Source organism: Nocardioides sp. Z24_21 (assembly GCF_058134345.1).
The window spans coordinates 82,988-99,882 of the sequence record NZ_JBYTTH010000001.1; the positions used below are offsets into that span (position 1 = coordinate 82,988).

The 16,895-nt window shown below is 73.7% G+C and carries 15 protein-coding genes; 7 read left to right on the plus strand and 8 right to left on the minus strand.

Annotated elements, in window-relative coordinates; translation table 11 throughout:
* The first annotated feature begins 5 nt into the window (after positions 1-5).
* Positions 6-1,322 (plus strand): phytoene desaturase family protein, encoded by a 1,317-nt coding sequence (locus tag AC3X7Z_RS00400; RefSeq protein WP_489974641.1) that lies wholly within the window; start codon positions 6-8, stop codon positions 1,320-1,322.
* Here AC3X7Z_RS00400 and metF read toward each other — a convergent pair.
* Positions 1,312-2,202, minus strand: a complete 891-nt coding sequence (gene metF, locus AC3X7Z_RS00405; protein ID WP_489974642.1) for a methylenetetrahydrofolate reductase [NAD(P)H] — start codon at positions 2,200-2,202, stop codon at positions 1,312-1,314. The two genes, AC3X7Z_RS00400 and metF, sit on opposite strands and share 11 nt — an antisense overlap.
* A 64-nt stretch (positions 2,203-2,266) precedes the next feature.
* On the opposite strand from metF, the gene AC3X7Z_RS00410 reads away from it, so the two are divergent.
* Positions 2,267-3,331, plus strand: coding sequence for a polyprenyl synthetase family protein (locus tag AC3X7Z_RS00410; protein ID WP_489974643.1), 1,065 nt, complete (start codon positions 2,267-2,269; stop codon positions 3,329-3,331).
* 46 nt (positions 3,332-3,377) lie between these two features.
* Here the strand turns inward: AC3X7Z_RS00410 and AC3X7Z_RS00415 are convergent, their stop codons facing one another.
* The 3 genes from AC3X7Z_RS00415 to AC3X7Z_RS00425 are packed head-to-tail and all read right to left on the minus strand — an operon-like array spanning position 3,378 to position 4,730.
* Positions 3,378-3,812 (minus strand): barstar family protein, encoded by a 435-nt coding sequence (locus tag AC3X7Z_RS00415; RefSeq protein WP_186341047.1) that lies wholly within the window; start codon positions 3,810-3,812, stop codon positions 3,378-3,380.
* Positions 3,813-3,843: 31 nt separating this feature from the next.
* Positions 3,844-4,359 carry a guanyl-specific ribonuclease gene (locus AC3X7Z_RS00420; protein WP_489974644.1) on the minus strand — a complete coding sequence of 172 codons (516 nt, stop codon included), beginning with the start codon at positions 4,357-4,359 and terminating at the stop codon, positions 3,844-3,846.
* Entirely contained in the window at positions 4,359-4,730 is a 372-nt protein-coding gene (locus AC3X7Z_RS00425) for an Rv2175c family DNA-binding protein (protein ID WP_186341045.1), read from the minus strand. Before AC3X7Z_RS00425 ends, AC3X7Z_RS00420 begins: the two co-directional genes overlap by 1 nt.
* 90 nt (positions 4,731-4,820) lie before the next feature.
* On the opposite strand from AC3X7Z_RS00425, the gene AC3X7Z_RS00430 reads away from it, so the two are divergent.
* The 4 genes from AC3X7Z_RS00430 (at position 4,821) to AC3X7Z_RS00445 (ending at position 10,129) form a co-directional block, all read left to right on the plus strand.
* Positions 4,821-5,621, plus strand: a complete 801-nt coding sequence (locus AC3X7Z_RS00430; protein ID WP_186341044.1) for a glycoside hydrolase family 16 protein — start codon at positions 4,821-4,823, stop codon at positions 5,619-5,621.
* 95 nt (positions 5,622-5,716) lie between these two features.
* Complete coding sequence (locus AC3X7Z_RS00435) at positions 5,717-7,966, plus strand: Stk1 family PASTA domain-containing Ser/Thr kinase (RefSeq protein WP_489974645.1); 2,250 nt, start codon at positions 5,717-5,719, stop codon at positions 7,964-7,966.
* Between the two features lie 73 nt (positions 7,967-8,039).
* Positions 8,040-8,939, plus strand: a complete 900-nt coding sequence (locus AC3X7Z_RS00440; RefSeq protein ID WP_241005124.1) for a DMT family transporter — start codon at positions 8,040-8,042, stop codon at positions 8,937-8,939.
* Between the two features lie 59 nt (positions 8,940-8,998).
* Positions 8,999-10,129, plus strand: coding sequence for an NADase-type glycan-binding domain-containing protein (locus AC3X7Z_RS00445; RefSeq protein WP_489974646.1), 1,131 nt, complete (start codon positions 8,999-9,001; stop codon positions 10,127-10,129).
* On the opposite strand, the gene AC3X7Z_RS00450 is transcribed toward AC3X7Z_RS00445, so the two are convergent.
* The 4 genes from AC3X7Z_RS00450 to AC3X7Z_RS00465 form a co-directional block, all read right to left on the minus strand.
* Positions 10,107-11,108 (minus strand): threonine aldolase family protein, encoded by a 1,002-nt coding sequence (locus AC3X7Z_RS00450; protein ID WP_489974647.1) that lies wholly within the window; start codon positions 11,106-11,108, stop codon positions 10,107-10,109. The genes AC3X7Z_RS00445 and AC3X7Z_RS00450 overlap by 23 nt on opposite strands.
* Positions 11,109-11,169: 61 nt before the next feature.
* Positions 11,170-12,507 (minus strand): class II 3-deoxy-7-phosphoheptulonate synthase, encoded by a 1,338-nt coding sequence (locus AC3X7Z_RS00455; RefSeq protein ID WP_186341041.1) that lies wholly within the window; start codon positions 12,505-12,507, stop codon positions 11,170-11,172.
* Between the two features lie 91 nt (positions 12,508-12,598).
* The gene (locus AC3X7Z_RS00460) at positions 12,599-13,984 is read right to left on the minus strand and encodes a metallophosphoesterase family protein (protein ID WP_489974648.1); all 1,386 of its coding nucleotides are present in this window, start codon (positions 13,982-13,984) and stop codon (positions 12,599-12,601) included.
* A gap of 65 nt (positions 13,985-14,049) precedes the next feature.
* Positions 14,050-15,498, minus strand: a complete 1,449-nt coding sequence (locus AC3X7Z_RS00465; protein ID WP_186341039.1) for an APC family permease — start codon at positions 15,496-15,498, stop codon at positions 14,050-14,052.
* Positions 15,499-15,698: 200 nt separating this feature from the next.
* Here AC3X7Z_RS00465 and AC3X7Z_RS00470 point away from each other — a divergent pair, with 200 nt between their 5' ends.
* Positions 15,699-16,895: a pyrophosphate--fructose-6-phosphate 1-phosphotransferase gene (locus AC3X7Z_RS00470; RefSeq protein WP_489974649.1), complete on the plus strand. Its 1,197-nt coding sequence runs from the start codon at positions 15,699-15,701 to the stop codon at positions 16,893-16,895.

Consider the following 16,895-nt stretch of genomic DNA (forward strand, 5'->3'; position numbering starts at 1 on the left):
CCCCCGTGGCACGCGTGGTGGTGGTCGGCGGCGGGTTCGGCGGCATGGCCGCCGCGGCCCGGCTGGCCAAGCTCGGCCACGAGGTCACTCTGCTCGAGAGGTCCGAGCGGCTCGGCGGCGCGCTCACGACGGTGGAGCACGACGACTTCGCCTGGGACGCGGGACCGACCAGCACCCTGCTGCCCGCCGTCGTGCGCGACCTGTTCCGCAAGTCCGGTCGTCCGCTCGAGCGCGAGGTCGACCTCCAGCCGCTCGACGTGGTGCGCGAGCACCGTTTCGCGGACGGCTCGTCGCTGGTCCTGCCGGGCGGGTCGCGCGCGGCCCAGCTCGCAGCGTTCGACGAGCTCGGCGCCGGCCTGGGACAGCAGTGGGTCGATCACGTCGCGTCCTACGGCGAGCCGTGGGAGCTGCTGCGCAAGGAGTGGTACGAACGCCCCTTCGACGCCGACGTCGCCCCGAGCGAGCTGCTCAGGCTGCTGGAGCGGCGGGAGTCGCTGCACCGGCGGCTGCGCCGCACGCTCGGCGACGAGCGGCTGCGGCTGGTCGCCGGGCACCGGGTCGTCATGGACGGGCACGACCCGCGCGACGCGCCGGTGATCGCCGGCGTCGACGTCTACCTCGAGCAGCGCTTCGGCGCCTGGACCGTGCCGGGCGGGCTCGCCGCCCTGGGCACGGCGATGGCCGACCGGCTCGCCCTGCGGCGGGTCACGGTGCTCACCGGCGCCCCCGCCGCAGACCTGGTGGTGCGCGCCGACCACGTGGTCGCGGTGCGGACCGCTGACGGCGACGAGCTCGACGCCGACGTCGTCGTCGTCGCCGTCGACCCGCGTCGCCTGCCCGCGCTCGCGAGCCACGTCCGCCGCACGAGAGCGGCCTGCCCGCCGGCGGTGTGCCACGTGGCCCTCGAGGGCGACCTGCCCGACCTGACGCACGAGGTGGTGCTGCACGGCGACCCGCTGCTCGTGGTGCGCACGGGCGGCCGGGCGCCCGACGGTGCCGCTGCGTGGACGGTGCTGGCGCGCGGGCGCCTCGGCGAGGACCTGCTCACCGCGCTGGCCCGCCGCGGCCTCGACGTGCGCCGCCAGGTCGTCGCCCGGATCGACCGCACGCCCCGCGACCTCGTCGAGGCGTGGGGCGGGTCCCCGCACGGCGTGCTCTGGCAGGGCCCCCGCTCCGCCCGCACGCGACTCGGTCCCCGCACGCCGATCGAGGGCGTGCTCACCGCGGGCGCGCACGCCACGACGGGGTCGGGCCTGCCGTTCGCGGGCCTCAGCGCCGCCCTGGTCGCCGAGATGGTGGGTCGGGCCGAGCTCAGACGGTGATCTGCAGGTTGGCGAAGATCTCGCGCGTCGCCCTGGACCGGTTGAGGGTGTAGAAGTGCAGTCCCGGCGCCCCCGCGTCGAGCAGCGTCTCGCAGAGCTCGGTCGCGATCGCGATGCCCTCCGCGCGCAGCCGCGCCGGGTCGTCGGCGTGGGGCGTGAGCCGCGCGGTGACCTCGGCGGGGAGCTGACGGCGAGACAGCTCGACCATCCGCTCCATCGACCGGAGGCCGAGGATCGGCATGATGCCGGGGATGATCGGGAGGTCGGCCCCGACTGCCCGGGCGCGCTCGACGAGCGCGACGTAGTCGGAGGCGCGCAGCACCATCTCGGTCACCGCGAACTCGGCCCCTGCGTCCTGCTTGGCCTTCAGCACGCGCGCGTCGTGGTCGAGGTCGGACGCGTCGACGTGCCCCTCGGGGAACGCCGCGACGCCGATGCGCATGTCGGCGCGCTCGCGGATGAGGGCGACCAGCTCGTTGGCGTAGGTGAGTCCGCCGTCGGTCGGGGTCCACGGGGCGCCGGGGCCGCCCGGGGGGTCGCCGCGCAGGGCCATGACGTGGTGCACGCCCGCGGCACCGAGGTCGTCGAGGATCGCGTGGAGCTCGTCGGTCGTGTGGCCCACGCAGGTGAGGTGCGCGACCGGGAGCAGGCCGGTCTCGCGGGCGATGCGCGCGGTGATCGCGACCGTGCGGTCCCGCGTGGTGCCGCCCGCGCCGTAGGTCACCGAGACGAACGTCGGGCGGTAGGGCTCCAGGTCGGTGATCGCCTGCCAGAGCTGCTCCTCGCCCGCCTCGTCCTTGGGTGGGAAGAACTCGAAGGAGAACGACCGCTCACCGCGCGCGAGGAGCTCGCGCATGCTCAGGCCGGGTGCGGAGGTCATGGCAACCAGCCTACGGAGCACAGCCGTGACCCCTCGTATCGTCCCACTGATTAGGCTGCACCGCGTGACCACCTGGGACCCCGCCGACTTCCGCGACCAGGTCCAGGAGGTGCTCGACGAGTTCCTCGCCGCCCGCGAGGCCGAGCTGGTCCCGCTCGGGCCCGATGCCGGCCGGCTGGTCGCCGAGGCACGGACGGCGGTGCGTGGCGGCAAGCGGTTCCGCGCGGCGTTCTGCCACTGGGGGCACCGCGCGATCCGCCCGGAGGTGGCCGACGAGGCCGCCCTCGCCCGCGCCTGCGCCTCCCTCGAGGTGCTGCACGCGAGCGCCCTCGTGCACGACGACCTCATGGACGCCTCCGACACCCGGCGCGGCCGCCCGGCGACCCACCGCGCGTTCGAGGCCGAGCACCGCGCCGCCGCGTGGCGCGGCGACCCGGAGCAGTACGGCGCGGCCGCAGCGATCCTGCTCGGCGACCTGCTGCTCGGCTGGGCCGGCGACATGCTGCGCGGCAGCGGGTTCGCGCCCGAGGAGGTGGCCCCCGGGCTGGCGCTCTTCGAGCGGTGCCGCAACGAGGTCATCGCCGGGCAGTTCCTCGACGTGTCGGTGCAGGCGCGCGGGCGCGCCGACGTCGACACCGCCATGACCGTGCTGCGCTACAAGTCGGCCAAGTACTCCATCGAGCGCCCCATCCACATCGGCGCCGCGCTCGCCGGCGCCACCCCCCGACAGCTCGACCAGCTCGGCCGCTTCGGGCTCCCGGTCGGCGAGGCGTTCCAGCTGCGCGACGACCTGCTCGGCGTCTTCGGTGACCCCGACGAGACGGGCAAGCCGGCCGGCGACGACCTGGTCGAGGGCAAGCGCACGGTCCTGGTCGCGCTCGCCCTCGACGCCGCCCCGCGTGCCGCCGCCGAGCGGCTCGACGCCGCGCTCGGGACTCCGCTCAGCGACGCCGACGTCGACGAGCTCCGCGGGATCATCGAGGAGTCCGGAGCCCGCGCCCAGGTGGAGGCCGTGATCGGTCAGCTCGCCGACCACGCGGTCGAGGCGCTGCGATCCGCCGACATCGATCCGCACGCGTGCGACGTCCTCGTCGAGCTGGCGGCCGCCGCCACCCAGCGCACGGTCTGACCCACGCTCCCCGCCCGGCTCGGGCCGACGGCGGGGCCCGGCGGCCTCAGTCCAGGCTGGTCACGCCCGGCAGCACCGGTCCCTCGCCGCGCAGCAGCACCACGAACGGCACGCCCCGATCGGCCTCGACACGCGAGCCCAGGACGCTGAGCGCGACGCTGAACGCCCTCTCGTCCGTCCGGGCCAGGGTCGCCCAGCCGTCCCACAGCAGCACGACGCCGTCGCGGTGCTCGCCGATGTCGTGCAGGCAATCGGCGAGGGCGTCGAAGTTCTGGCCGTAGTGGTCGGGGAAGTCGAGGGCCTCCCCCACGGCGGCCAGGAAGGCGGGCTTGGTGTCGGCGCCGGTCCAGCCGTCGACGTAGCCGAAGCCCCACCCGGCGTGCTCCACTGCGTGGCGCACCTCCTCGACCTCGAACGCCGCGTGCCACCGGTGGATGCCGGGTGGCTCGCGTCCGGCCAGCACGGCCGCGAGCCCGCTCATCGACGTGCTCGCGTCGCTGCGTCGCTCACGTCTACCTCCGGATGCGCGAGAAGGAGCTGTAGTGGTCGCCGGTCCAGTAGAGCTCGCCGTCCTCGCCCGCCACGATGCGGCGGGCGCCACGGTGGTCGACGCCCGGCGTGGGCACCGTGTACTCACGGTAGTGGCCCGTCGGCCGGTCGGGCAGCAGCTCCTCGCGGTTGCCGAAGGTGGTGCCGTCGTGCTCGGGCACGGGGAACGGTCCGCCCGCGTCGATCAGCTCCACCGTGCGTGCGGCCTCGGGCGGCAGGTCGGCGAGCCGGACGACCGGCAGGGCGCCGGACGTACCCCCGCTCGGCTCACTGGTCGGCTCACTCGTCGGTGTGGTCGTCGCGGTGAAGTCGTGGGTCGGGGACGACGAGGCCGACGGCGAGGGCGCGGACGGCTCGCCGGGCTGCCCGGTCCCGCCCTTCCAGCCGCCGCCGGCCAGCCACGCGACCAGCAGCGCGGCCGCGAGGAGCAGGAGCAGCCAGCGGTAGCGCTGCCTGCCGGTCGGGCCGGCAGGCGCCATCAGTACTCCAGCACCTGCGCCCGGCGCTTGACCTCGCTGCCGCGGTTCTCGCGCAGCGCGTCGATCGGGCGGCCCGGGAGGTCGTCGTCGGTGAAGAGCCACGCGATGCACTCGCGGTCGTCGAAGCGGTGGTCGTGCAGCAGCGTGAGCAGGCCGGGAAGACCCTTGACCACGACCCCGTCCTGGATGAAGGCCGCCGGCACCCGGGGGCCGGTGCCCGGCTCGGACACCGCGGCGGCCAGCTCGTGGTCACGGATCATCGTGCGCACCTTGCCCGGTGTGACACCGAGCAGCTTCGCGGCCTGGTCCCAGTCGAGCCACTCCGGGACGAGGGCGGCGAGGTCACGGTCGGCGAGGGGGACGTCACTCATGCGGGCAGCCTAGGTGAGAGGGGTCGCGGCCCGGCAGTCGCGGGCCCGGTGGAGTTGTCGCCGCGGCCACCGGTCCGTAGCGTGTCGCGGATGCGCCCACTCCGATCAGTCCTCGCGGCGAGCCTCGTGGGCCTGCTGGCCCTGACGCTCTCCCCGGCGGTCTCCCCCGCGTCCGCCGACCACTACGACGGTGCCCCGGGCCCGGTCCACGCCGGCAACACCTTCGGCTGGTACCAGCACGGTGTCTTCCGGCAGGAGTTCATCGGCCCGAAGCCGGGGTTCTGGAAGAAGAAGGGGCGCGGCGTCGTCCGCACCCAGAACGGCATGCTCACGCTCATGAGCACCACCCGCGGCAGCGTGTCCGCGACGCTGGACCTCAAGGGGAACACCTACGGGCGGTGGGAGATCCGCATGCGGGCGCGCACCATGTCGAAGGTCAAGGGCGGCAAGCCCTTCAAGGTCGTCACCGAGCTGGTGCCCGCCGGCACCCGCGACCAGCGCTGCGGCGGTCGCGACATCGCGCTGGAGAACTTCACCCTCGGCACCAACACCGTGAAGTCCTACGTGCACACGCTGCCCGACAACTCCTTCCGCGGCTTCCTCGGTCGCCACCTGCGCAACGACCGATGGCACACCTACGCCGTAGAGGTCGCCGAGGACCACGTCTCGTGGTTCGTCGACGCCCACGTGATCCACACCGAGCGCCGCGCCGAGGCGCTCGACCCGGTGCCGCGGCAGCTGAAGTTCGAGCTCCGCGCGCAGGACGGCAAGACGATGGATCCGGCCCGGATGCAGATGGACTGGATGCGCTACTGGACGATGCGTGCGCCCAACGAGAAGTCGATCAAGGCCCCGCAGCTCGAGCTCAGCACGTTCCACGGAGCCTGCTGACGCCACGCCGGGGCCGCGCCTGAGCGTGGGCCGAGCCCCGGCTTCCGTACGATGGGCGCGCCGGTCCCTTCCCCGACCGGCGATGGAGGTCGACCGTGGAGCCACCCGAGCACGCCCGCGCGACAGCGCCCGGCGCTGCTGGCGACCCCCTGGTCGGACGCCTGCTGGACGGCCGCTACCGCATCATCGCCCGGGTGGCGCGCGGCGGCATGGCCAGTGTCTACGAGGCCACCGACCTGCGGCTCGACCGCACGGTCGCCGTCAAGGTGATGCACCCCGGGCTCGGCGACGACCAGGAGTTCGCGCAGCGGTTCGTCCGCGAGGCGCGCGCCGCGGCCCGGCTCAACCACCCGCACGTCGTGGGCGTCTACGACCAGGGCGACGACACCTCGGACGGCACCGACACGATCTTCCTGGTGATGGAGTACGTGCCCGGCCACACGCTGCGCGACGTGATCCGCAAGGAGGCCCCGATGCCTCCCGCTCGGGCCGTGGCGCTGATCGAGCCGGTCGTCTCGGCGCTCGCCGCCGCCCACCGCGCCGGCCTGATCCACCGCGACGTCAAGCCGGAGAACGTGCTCATCGCCGACGAGGCGCACGGCGGCGGGGTGAAGGTCGCCGACTTCGGCCTGGCCAAGGCGGTCAGTGCCGACACCCAGCACACCGCCACCGGGGGCGTGCTGATCGGCACCGTGTCCTACCTCGCGCCGGAGCTCGTCGTCGACGGCCGGGCCGACGCCCGAGCCGACGTCTACGCCGTGGGGGTCGTGCTCTACGAGCTGCTCACCGGGACGAAGCCCCACGAGGGTGAGTCGCCCATCCAGGTCGCCTACCGGCACGTGCACCACGACGTCCCGATGCCGTCGCTGGTGCAGCCCGGCATCCCCGACTACGTCGACGCCCTGGTGGCCCGCGCCACGTCTCGCGACCGGGACCACCGTCCCGCCGACGCCACGGTCCTGCTGCACCACCTGCACCGCGTGGAGCAGGCACTGCGCGAGGGCCTCGACTCCGACACCGAGCTCGCCGCCGACCTGCTCCCCCGCCGTCCCAGCGCAGCGCCCGACGAGCCCGCCGTCGGCACCGACACGACACCGGAGCCCTTCGACGCCCGCGCGCTCGCGCTGCTCACCGAGGTCGACCCGCGCGACTCCGGGCTCGTCGACGACGGCACCCCGGATCGCACCACGGCACTGGAGCGGCACCCGGCGGCACCCGGCGGTCCGTCCCGACCGGCCCACCCGGCCGGGGCGGCCGTCCCGGCCGGCGCGCCCGGCCCGACGGCCGACCCCGCCACCGTGGCCATGAGCACGATGAGCCCTGCGAGCCCTGCGAGCTCCAGGAGCGCGGCGCCGGCGACAGGCGCCGCCGCGCACCCCGCGCCGCGCGACGGCGCACGCCCGGTCCCCGGGCGCGGGCCGAGCCGGCCGGTGCCGGTCACCACCACCGCCCGCCGACGGTCCGTGAAGGGACCCGTCGTCCTGCTGCTGGCCGTCCTGCTCGTCGCGGGCGTCGCGGGCGGGGCGTGGTGGTTCGGCTGGGAGCGCTACACCACGACGCCCGGAGTCCTGGGCCTCGACGAGCCCGCCGCGACCGCCGAGCTCGAGGACGCCGGCCTCGCGGCCGAGACCGGCGAGCCGGCGTACTCCGAGAACGTCGCCCCCGGACTGGTGATCGCCACCGACCCCGGCCCGGGCGGCAAGGTCCTCGACGGCGGCACCGTGACCCTCGTCCTGTCCCTCGGCCCCGAGCGCTACGACGTCCCCGACCTCACCGGGCAGACCGAGGACCAGGCCCAGGACTCCCTCGCCGCGACCAACCTCGCGTTCGGGTCGAGCAAGGGGCGCTGGAGCGAGACCGTGCCCGAGGGCCAGGTCATCCGCACCGCCCCGAAGGCCGGCACCACCCTCAAGCCCGGCGCCCCGGTCGACCTCGTCCTCAGCCGCGGTCGCAAGCCGATCGAGGTCAAGGACTGGACCGGCCGCTCCTTCGCCGACGCCCGCTCGGCGCTGGAGAAGCGCCGGCTCGCCGTCGACGTGAGCGCGGAGGAGTACAGCGACACCGTCCCCGAGGGCGACGTCATCTCCCAGGACCCGACGACCGGCACCCTCCACCGCGGCGACACCGTCTCGTTCGTCGTCTCGCTCGGCCCCGAGCTGGTCGAGGTGCCCCAGGTGCGGCGGATGGGCGTCGAGGCCGCCACCGAGCTGCTCGAGGGACTCGGGTTCGAGGTCGAGACCGAGCAGGCCGACATCCACCTCGGGCTCGGCTACGTCTCCGACTCCGACCCCGGTGCGGGCGAGAAGGTCCCGAAGGGCTCGACGATCACCCTGTTCCTCGTCTGAGGCCACCTCTCGTCGGTCGTCCACGCCTGAGGGCGGCGCCGGCGGCTCGGTGCGGCTGGCCTAGCATTTTCGGGTGAGCGCCGAGCAGACCCGTCGTACGTCCCTGCTGGCGGCGGCCGCGCTCCTCGCGCTCGCGGCGTGCTGGGGCTCGACGTTCTTCATGATCAAGGACCTGCTCGAGCGGGTGCCCACCCTCGACTTCCTCGCGGTGCGCTTCGGCATCGCCGCGCTCGTGCTGCTGGCGGTCGCACCCAAGGCGCTCGGGCGGCTGTCCCCGGTCGTACGCCGCCACGCCGTGGTGCTCGGGCTGCTCTACGGCGTCGCCCAGATCCTTCAGACGGCCGGGCTGGCGCACACGCCCGCCAGCATCAGCGGCTTCGTCACCGGGCTCTACGTCGTGTGCACCCCACTGCTCGCCGCCGCCATCCTGCGCACCCGGATCCCGCCGGTGACGTGGGCGGCCGTGGCGCTCGCGACCGTGGGCCTGGGGGTGCTGGCGCTCAACGGCCTCAGCATCGGCTACGGCGAGCTGATCACGCTGGCGTCGGCCGTGCTCTACGCGCTGCACATCGTCGGCCTCGGCGCCTGGTCGACCGCGCAGGACGCGGTCGGCATGACGATCCTGCAGATCGTGGTCATCGCGGTGGTCTGCACCCTCGCGACGGCCCACGACGGGATCGTGCTCCCCGACCGCGCCGCGGACTGGTGGGCCGTGGTCTACATGGCCGTGGTCGTCGGCGCCCTCGGCCTCCTGGGCCAGACCTGGGCCCAGGCGCACCTGCCTCCCACCCGCAGCGCGATCATCATGAGCATGGAGCCGGTGTTCGCCTCGCTCTTCGCCGTGTGGCTCGGCGGCGAGGACGTCACGACCCGCCTGCTGCTCGGTGGCGGGATGGTCCTGGTGGCGATGCTGACCGTCGAGCTCGCCCCGCGCCGCGCCGTCGAGGGTGAGGTGCCGCACATCGCCGTGTGAGCCGGGTCCGGTCGTCCGGACTCGGCCCCGAGGTGGGCGCGGCCGCCTATCGTTGGACCGTGGACACGTGCGTGGCGTGCGGCGCCGAGCTGGGGGTGGGGCGGTTCTGCCTCAACTGCGGGCACCGCATCGGCGCGCCCGCGCCGACTCGCCCCGCGCCGACTCCCCCCGCGCCGACAGGCGTCCCCCGGCCCGCCGCTTCCGCCCCCGACGTCGCGGTGGCCCCTGCCGCGCCGGCGCGCGGCACCTCGACGGGCTCCCCCGACCCTGCCGACCCCTACACCGCCGACCCCGACACCGCCGACCGGGTCGCCGATCGTCCCGACGCCGCGCCCGTCCAGCCACCCGTCCAGCCGCCTGTCCAGACTGCGGACCCGACCCCGGTGCCCCCGACGACCCCTCCCGTCGACCCGGCCGAGCGCTCATTCGGCCCCGAGCCGGAGCGGCCGGCGTGGGACCCCGGCGAGGACCTGCTGCCCTACGAGGAGGTCGACGACCTCGACAGCGACCTGCCGGTGCGGGGCAAGGCGTGGATCGGGTGGGTCGTCGGCGCCCTGCTGCTGGTGGGTCTGGCCTTCCTGCTCCTCCAGGTCCTCGGCACCGACGGCGACGACGCCGCGGGCGACCGGGCGACGAGCAGCGCCACGGCCGACCCCTCCGCGCCCGGCGCGGGCGGAGGCGACAGCGACGACGAGGGCGAGGAGCCCGCCAAGGCGCGCAACCTCGCCCGGGGTGCCACCTTCGAGGTCCCCGGCACCGCGCCCCCGACGACCGACCTCGACGGCAACCTCGTCGCCTACGAGGCCGACCAGATGGGCGACGGCAAGCCGGGCACGGCGTGGCGCACGGCCGGCGACGCGACAGGTCAGTCCATCACGATCACCCTGCCCGAGCCGGCCGTCGTCACCCGCGTGGGGCTCATCAACGGCTACGCCAAGACCGTGGCGGGCGTCGACTGGTATCCCAACAACCGGCGCACGGTCGCGGTCCGGTGGGGCTTCGACGACGGCTCTTCGGTCGAGCAGGTGCTGGCCGAGCGACCGGGGATGCAGTGGCGCGACGTGCCCCCGGTGGAGACCTCGACGCTCACCCTCACGCTCGTCGACGTGACGTCGCCCGGCCCGGGCAGCCTCGGGCGCGACTACACCGCGATCAGCGAGGTCGGCATCAGGGGGCGGCCAGCCGGCTGAGCACCGCGGCCGCACGCTCGACGTCCTCGCGCGAGATGTCGAGGTGGGTCACCAGCCGCACCGCGCGCGGTCCCACGGCCGCGATGCGCACGCCCTCCGCGGCCGCTCGCTCGACGAACGACGCGGCGTCGGGCCGCTCGACGACCACGATGTTGGTGTCCACGGCCGCGGGGTCGAGCCCGAGCGCCTCGCCCAGCAGGCGGGCGTGCGCGTGGTCCTCGGCCAGGCGCTCGACGTGGTGGTCGAGGGCGTACGCACCTGCCGCGGCCAGCACGCCGACCTGGCGCATCCCGCCGCCCATGCGCTTGCGGCGCACCCGCGCCGTCGCGATCGCGTCGGCCGAGCCCACCATAAGCGAGCCGATGGGCGCCCCGAGGCCCTTGGACAGGCACACCGCGAGCACGTCGGCGATGCGCCCGTAGTCGGCGAGCGGCGTCCCGGTCGCCACGTGCGCGTTCCACACCCGCGCGCCGTCGAGGTGGACCTTCGTCCCGGTCTCGTCCGCCCACGCACGCAGCGCGCGCAGGTCGTCGATCGGCAGCACCGTGCCGCCGGCGAAGTTGTGGGTGTTCTCCACCGACACGGCCGCGGTGCGCACGAAGAACGGGCCCATGTCGGGGGCGTACATCGTCTCGATCGCGGCGAGGTCGACCTGTCCGCGCGGGTGGGTCCAGGTGCGCATCGTGAGGCCGGTGATCGCCCCGTGCGCGCCGAGCTCGGCCCGCGCGATGTGGGCCGACGACTCGCACAGCACCTCCTCGCCCGGGGCCACGACGCTCGCCACGGCCAGCACGTTGGCCATCGAGCCGGTGGGCGTGAACATCGCCGCCTCGTGCCCGAACGTGGACGCGACCCGCTCCTCGAGCGCCGCGACCGTCGGGTCCTCTCCGTAGACGTCGTCGCCCACCTCGGCGCGGGCCATCGCCGCGCGCATCGCGTCGGACGGGCGGGTCAGGGTGTCGGAGCGCAGGTCGATCACGCGCCGAACCTACCCCCCTCCGCCCCACTGCCCGGAGACGAGTGCCCCGCCCGTGGAGCCGTCAGGCCTTGCGGAGCATCTCCGCGACGAGGAACGCGAGCTCGAGGGACTGAACCCGGTTGAGCCGCGGGTCGCAGACCGACTCGTAGCGGTGGGACAGGCCCACCTCGTCGATCTCCTCGCCGCCGCCGACGCACTCGGTGACGTCGTCGCCGGTGAGCTCGACGTGGACGCCGCCGGGCCAGGTGCCGAGGCTGCGGTGGACGTCGAAGAAGCCCTGCACCTCCTCGATGACGTCGTCGAAGCGACGGGTCTTGTAGCCGGAGGAGGCCTCGAAGGTGTTGCCGTGCATGGGGTCGCAGACCCACGCGACGTTGAGGCCCTCGGCGCTGACCTTCTCCACCAGGGCGGGCAGGCCCTCGCGGATCCTGCCGGCGCCGAAGCGGGTGATGAACGTCAGCCGGCCGGGCGTGTTGTCCGGGTTGAGCCGCGCGGCGTAGGCCAGGGCGTCGTCGGGCGTCGTGGTCGGACCGAGCTTGATGCCGATGGGGTTCTTGATCCTCGAGAGCAGCTCGACGTGCGGCCCGTCGAGCTGGCGGGTGCGCTCACCGATCCACACGAAGTGCGCCGAGACGTTGTAGGGCAGGTCGGTGCGCGAGTCGATGCGGGTGAGGGCCTGCTCGTACTCCAGCAGCAGCGCCTCGTGGCTGGAGTGGAAGTCGACGCGGTGGAACTCGTCGGGGTCGGCGCCGATCGCCTGCATGAAGGTCAGCGCCCGCTCGATCTCGTCGGCCACCGCCTCGTAGCGCCGGCCGAACGGCGAGCTCTGCACGAAGTCGGTGTTCCAGGTGTGCACCTGGCGCAGGTCGGCGTAGCCACCGGTCACGAACGCGCGGACCAGGTTGAGCGTCGCTGCCGAGGAGTTGTAGACCTCGACCAGGCGCTGCGGGTCGGGGATGCGGGCCTCGGGGGTGAAGTCGTAGCCGTTGACGGCGTCGCCACGGTAGGCCGGCAGCGTCACGTCGCCGCGGGTCTCCTCGTCGGAGCTGCGGGGCTTGGCGTACTGCCCGGCGAGCCGGCCGAGCTTCACGACCGGCACCGAGGCGGCGTAGGTCAGCACGACCGCCATCTGCAGCAGCACCCGCAGCTTGTTGCGGACGTTGTCGGCGGTGACGCCGGCGAAGGTCTCCGCGCAGTCGCCGCCCTGGAGCAGGAACGCCTCGCCGCGGGAGACCGCGGCGATCTTGTCGGTGAGGTCGTCGCACTCACCCGCGAAGACCAGCGGCGGCGCGGTCCTCAGTCGGGCCACGGCCGCGTCGACCGCCCCGGCGTCGGGGTAGGTCGGCTGCTGGCGGGGCCCGAGCGCGTGCAGCTGCTCGAGGGTGGGGATGGCGCTCACGCGACAAGGGTACGGTGACGCCGCCTCCCTGCCCGAACCGTGACCGAACCCTGAACGGGTGACCCACGGCACGGACGTCACCGGGCGGGGCTCAGCCCCGCGGGACCAGCACGCCCTCGGCGTCGTCGACGCGCACGCCCCCCGCGCGGGTGCGGCTCGCCACCAGGGTGCCGGTGACGATCGAGCGAGGGGGGTAGGAGATCTGCGCCGGCGCTCCCTGGCGCGAGGTGGTCCAGAGCCGGGAGTCGAAGCCGACCGTGCCGCGGAACTGGCGGTTCTCGAGGACGAGCCGCTCGGCCGTGGCCTGCCCCACCACGTAGGACGCCTCGCCGCGGTAGAACAGGGAGCCGTGCGACACCTCGAGGACGCCGTCGCGCTGGCGGACAGTCTGGTCGTGCACCTCACCACTGAGGTAGACGTCGACTCCCCCGTCGACCATCGTGCGCCACAGGTCGGACGAGCGTCCCTTCTCGTAGACCAGGTGGGTGGAGTTGCGCACCCGCACCGCACCGGGCATCGGCGTGTGGGCCTGCACCATCACCCACGGCACGTCGTCGCGCTCGGCGCGCCGGAGCACCCCGGCCAGCCAGCGGAGCTGGGCGGGGTCGAGCGACACGTGCACGTCGCCGCCGCGGCGCTCGAAGACGTCGAGGCTCACCAGGAGCACGTCGCGGTCGAGCCGCACGGCGTAGGCGGTGTGCCGCGCCGGTCCGCGCGGGGGACGGTCGGCGAACCGGGGCAGTCCGTCGCTCCCGCTCAGCGCGTGCTGGGCGAAGATCCGCTTGAACTCGGGGAGGTGGCGGCGCTTGAAGTCGACCCACGGGTCGCCCCGCCGGGCCCGCCAGGGGTCGTCGCCGATCTCGTGGTCGCCGACCGCCGGGTAGGTGGTCAGACCGCGGTCGGCGAAGCGCTCGAACCACGCCGGGTAGTAGACGTCGGCCGCCCGGCGCCACGCGCGCAGCCGCTGGGCGTCGGTGTGGACCGGGCCGAACACGCCGGTCCGGGAGTCGTCGCGCCCCCAGCGGCCCTCGACGAGGTCGCCGGCGACCAGGACGTCGTCGGCACCCTGGTCGGCCATCTCGTCGATGACCCGGCCGAGGGCGGTCTCGTAGGCCTCGTTGGTCGAGTTGGCCACCTCGCCCGTGGCGGCGACGACGTGCTCGCGACGACCGCCGGCGGTGAGGTCGGCGACGTCCTGGTTGAGGAAGTCGGGTGCCGAGACGAACCGGTAGGCCCCGGCCAGGTCGGGGGCCGAGGGCACCGGCGGGCGGTCCCGCGGGCCACGGGCACGGAGGGCGGGGTCGGACGCAGCGTCGGCGTCACCGGCGCGACCGGCGGACGCCGGCGGCACGCTCGGCCCGGGGTAGTCGGAGCCCGGCGCCGCGCTGGCCGACGAGCCGGACGGGGTGGCCGTGGAGCAGCCGAGTGCACCGGCGACGAGCACCGCCAGCAGGGGCCCGAGAGGTCGTCGCATCACCCGGACAACCGTAGAGGTCGCGACCGACGTCCGCGCGAGGACCCGCGGACGTCGTCGGTGCCGACTCACTCGTCGAGGTGGTCGATGTCGCGGAACCCGGTCTTCTTGGCCCGCACGCCGCGGTTGGTCATCCAGGTCAGGGCCCACAGCACCACGCCGATGGCGAGGAGCCCGGCGGCGATCTTGTACTGCACCATGTCGGCCTCCAGCCGCGCCCACGGCCCGAGGAGGTAGCCGCAGCAGAGGGCGCCGACGACGGGCAGGAACGACGGCGCGCGGAACGCGTCGTCCGGCGTGGGGTCGCGTCGGAGCACCAGGCAGGCGATGTTGACGATGGTGAACACCGCCAGCAGCAGGAGCGCCGTGGTGCCCGAGAGCGCCCCGACGACCGAGGACTCCGAGTCGAGGGTGACGACGGTGATCAGGCCGAGCGCCAGGAGCGTGGTGAAGAGGATCGCCGTCCACGGGGAGCGGCGACCGGCCAGCACCTTGCCGAGCGAGCGCGGGAGCACGTCCTGGCGCGCCATGCCGTAGATGAGCCGGCTCGCCATCAGCATGTTGATGAGGGCGGTGTTGGCGACCGCGAAGACGGTGAGGAACGGGAAGACGGTGTCGATCGGCAGGTCGGGGGCGCCGATCTTCACGACGTCGAGCAGGATGCCCGCCTCGGCGTTGGTCGGCTCGAGGATCTGCCCCGACGGGATGACCGCCACCACCGAGATGGCGACGAGCATGTAGATCACGACGGCGATGCCCAGGCCGGTGAGCATGGTGCGCGGGAAGATCCGGAGCGGGTCGCGGGTCTCCTCCACCATGTTGACGGAGTCCTCGAAGCCCACCATCGAGAAGAAGGCGATCGCCGTGGCGATGGTGACGGCCATGAACAGGCCCTTGTCGTCGGGGCTCTCGAAGACCGTGATCCGTCCGAGGTCGCCTTCGCCGCGGCCGATCACCCAGACCCCGAGGCCGATGACGATGGCGAGGGCCGTCATCTCCACGATCGTGAGGATCACGTTGAACTTCACGCTCTCCCCGACGCCGCGGAGGTTGATCGCGGCCAGCACCACCATGAAGACGAGCGCCGTCACGAGGGTGGTGCCGGTGCTCGGGTCGTCGTTGCCGAAGCCGATGAGCAGGTTGGCGGCCAGGAGGTTGGAGGACGTCGACGCGCTCGTGACGCCCGAGCACACCACCGTGAAGGCCACCAGGAAGGTGATGAAGTGGATGCCGAAGGCCTTGTGCGTGTAGAGCGCGGCGCCCGCGGCCTGCGGATACTTGGTGACCAGCTCGAGATAGCTGAACGCCGTCACGGTCGCGACCGCGAAGGCGACCAGGAACGGCAGCCACGCGACGCCGCCGACCTGACCGGCCAGCTTGCCCGTCACGGCGTACACCCCGGCGCCGAGGATGTCGCCGACGATGAACAGGAGCAGCAGCTTCGGGCCGAGCACCCGCTTGAGCTCGGTGGTCTCCGATCCGTTGACGTCCTGCTCCGCGGCTTCTGTCGCGCTCATCCGAGGCTCCCATCGTCGGCCCGTGCCCCCGCACGGCATTCCCCTCACAATGGCCCTGCCGCGGGGACGTGGCAACCACCGCAGCATCCCGGACGGCGTCGTGTCGCACGCTGAGCCGCACCGGCACCACCGAAGGGGTGGGCCCGACGCCACATGGACTCCCTACCGGGCATGTGAACGTTCCAACTACGCTGCCCCCCATGCCGAAGCGTGTTGCGATCCTGACGGCCGGCGGATACGCCCCGTGCCTGTCCTCCGCGGTGGGGGCACTGATCGAGACCTACGACGCCACCGACCCCGACATCGAGCTCATCGCCTACCGGCACGGCTACCACGGGCTGCTGACCGGCAACAGCGTCACGGTCGGTCCCGAGGAGCGCGCCGGCGCCGCGCTGCTCCACCGGTTCGGCGGCAGCCCGATCGGCAACAGCCGCGTCAAGCTGACCAACGACGACGACTGCCGCCGTCGCGGGCTCATCGGCGAGGGCGAGACCGCCCTCGAGGTGGCCGCCGCGCGGCTGCAGGCCGACGGCGTCGACGTGCTGCACACCATCGGCGGCGACGACACCAACACCGCGGCGGCCGACCTGGCGGCGCACCTCGAGGCCCGGGGCTCGCACCTGACGGTCGTCGGCCTGCCCAAGACCATCGACAACGACATCGTCCCGATCCGGCAGAGCCTCGGCGCGCTGACCGCCGCCGAGGAGACCGGGCGCTTCGCCCGCAACGTGCTCGCCGAGCACGGCTCCAACCCGCGGATGCTGATCGTGCACGAGGTGATGGGCCGCGCCAGCGGCTGGCTCACCGCGTCGGCCGCGCGTGCCTACATGGCCTGGCACGCCGAGCAGGACTGGCTGCCCGGCATCGGCCTCGACCCCCGCACCTGGGCGATCCACGCGGTCTACGTGCCCGAGATCCACATCGACCTGGCCGCCGAGGCCGAGCGGCTGCGCGCCGTGATGGACGAGACCGGATGCGTCAACATCTTCCTCGCCGAGGGGGCCGGCATCGACGACATCGTCGCCGATCTCGAGGCGACCGGGGAGACGGTGGGCCGCGACCCGTTCGGCCACGTCAAGATCGACACCATCAACCCGGGACAGTACTTCGCCGACCGCTTCTCCGAGGCCATCGGCGCGGAGAAGACCATGGTGCAGAAGTCCGGCTACTTCTCCCGCTCCGCGCCGGCCAACGAGACCGACCTGGCGCTGGTTCGCGAGATGGCCGAGCTGGCCGTCGCCTGCGCCCTCGAGGGCCGGGCGGGCGTCATCGGGCACGACGAGGACCGCGGCGACGAGCTGCGCGCCATCGAGTTCGAGCGGATCGCCGGCCACAAGCCCTTCGACGCCTCGCAGCAGTGGTTCACCGACCTGCTCGCCGGGATCGGCCAGGCCTGA

Bases quoted from the DNA above. Each gene is read 5' to 3' on its own strand.
- metF (WP_489974642.1), bottom strand. From the start codon at position 2,202: ATGACCTCCGCACCCGGCCTGAGCATGCGCGAGCTCCTCGCGCGCGGT.
- AC3X7Z_RS00415 (WP_186341047.1), bottom strand. From the start codon at position 3,812: ATGAGCGGGCTCGCGGCCGTGCTGGCCGGACGCGAGCCACCCGGCATC.
- AC3X7Z_RS00420 (WP_489974644.1), bottom strand. From the start codon at position 4,359: ATGGCGCCTGCCGGCCCGACCGGCAGGCAGCGCTACCGCTGGCTGCTC.
- AC3X7Z_RS00425 (WP_186341045.1), bottom strand. From the start codon at position 4,730: ATGAGTGACGTCCCCCTCGCCGACCGTGACCTCGCCGCCCTCGTCCCG.
- AC3X7Z_RS00430 (WP_186341044.1), top strand. From the start codon at position 4,821: ATGCGCCCACTCCGATCAGTCCTCGCGGCGAGCCTCGTGGGCCTGCTG.
- AC3X7Z_RS00465 (WP_186341039.1), bottom strand. From the start codon at position 15,498: ATGAGCGCGACAGAAGCCGCGGAGCAGGACGTCAACGGATCGGAGACC.
- AC3X7Z_RS00470 (WP_489974649.1), top strand. From the start codon at position 15,699: ATGCCGAAGCGTGTTGCGATCCTGACGGCCGGCGGATACGCCCCGTGC.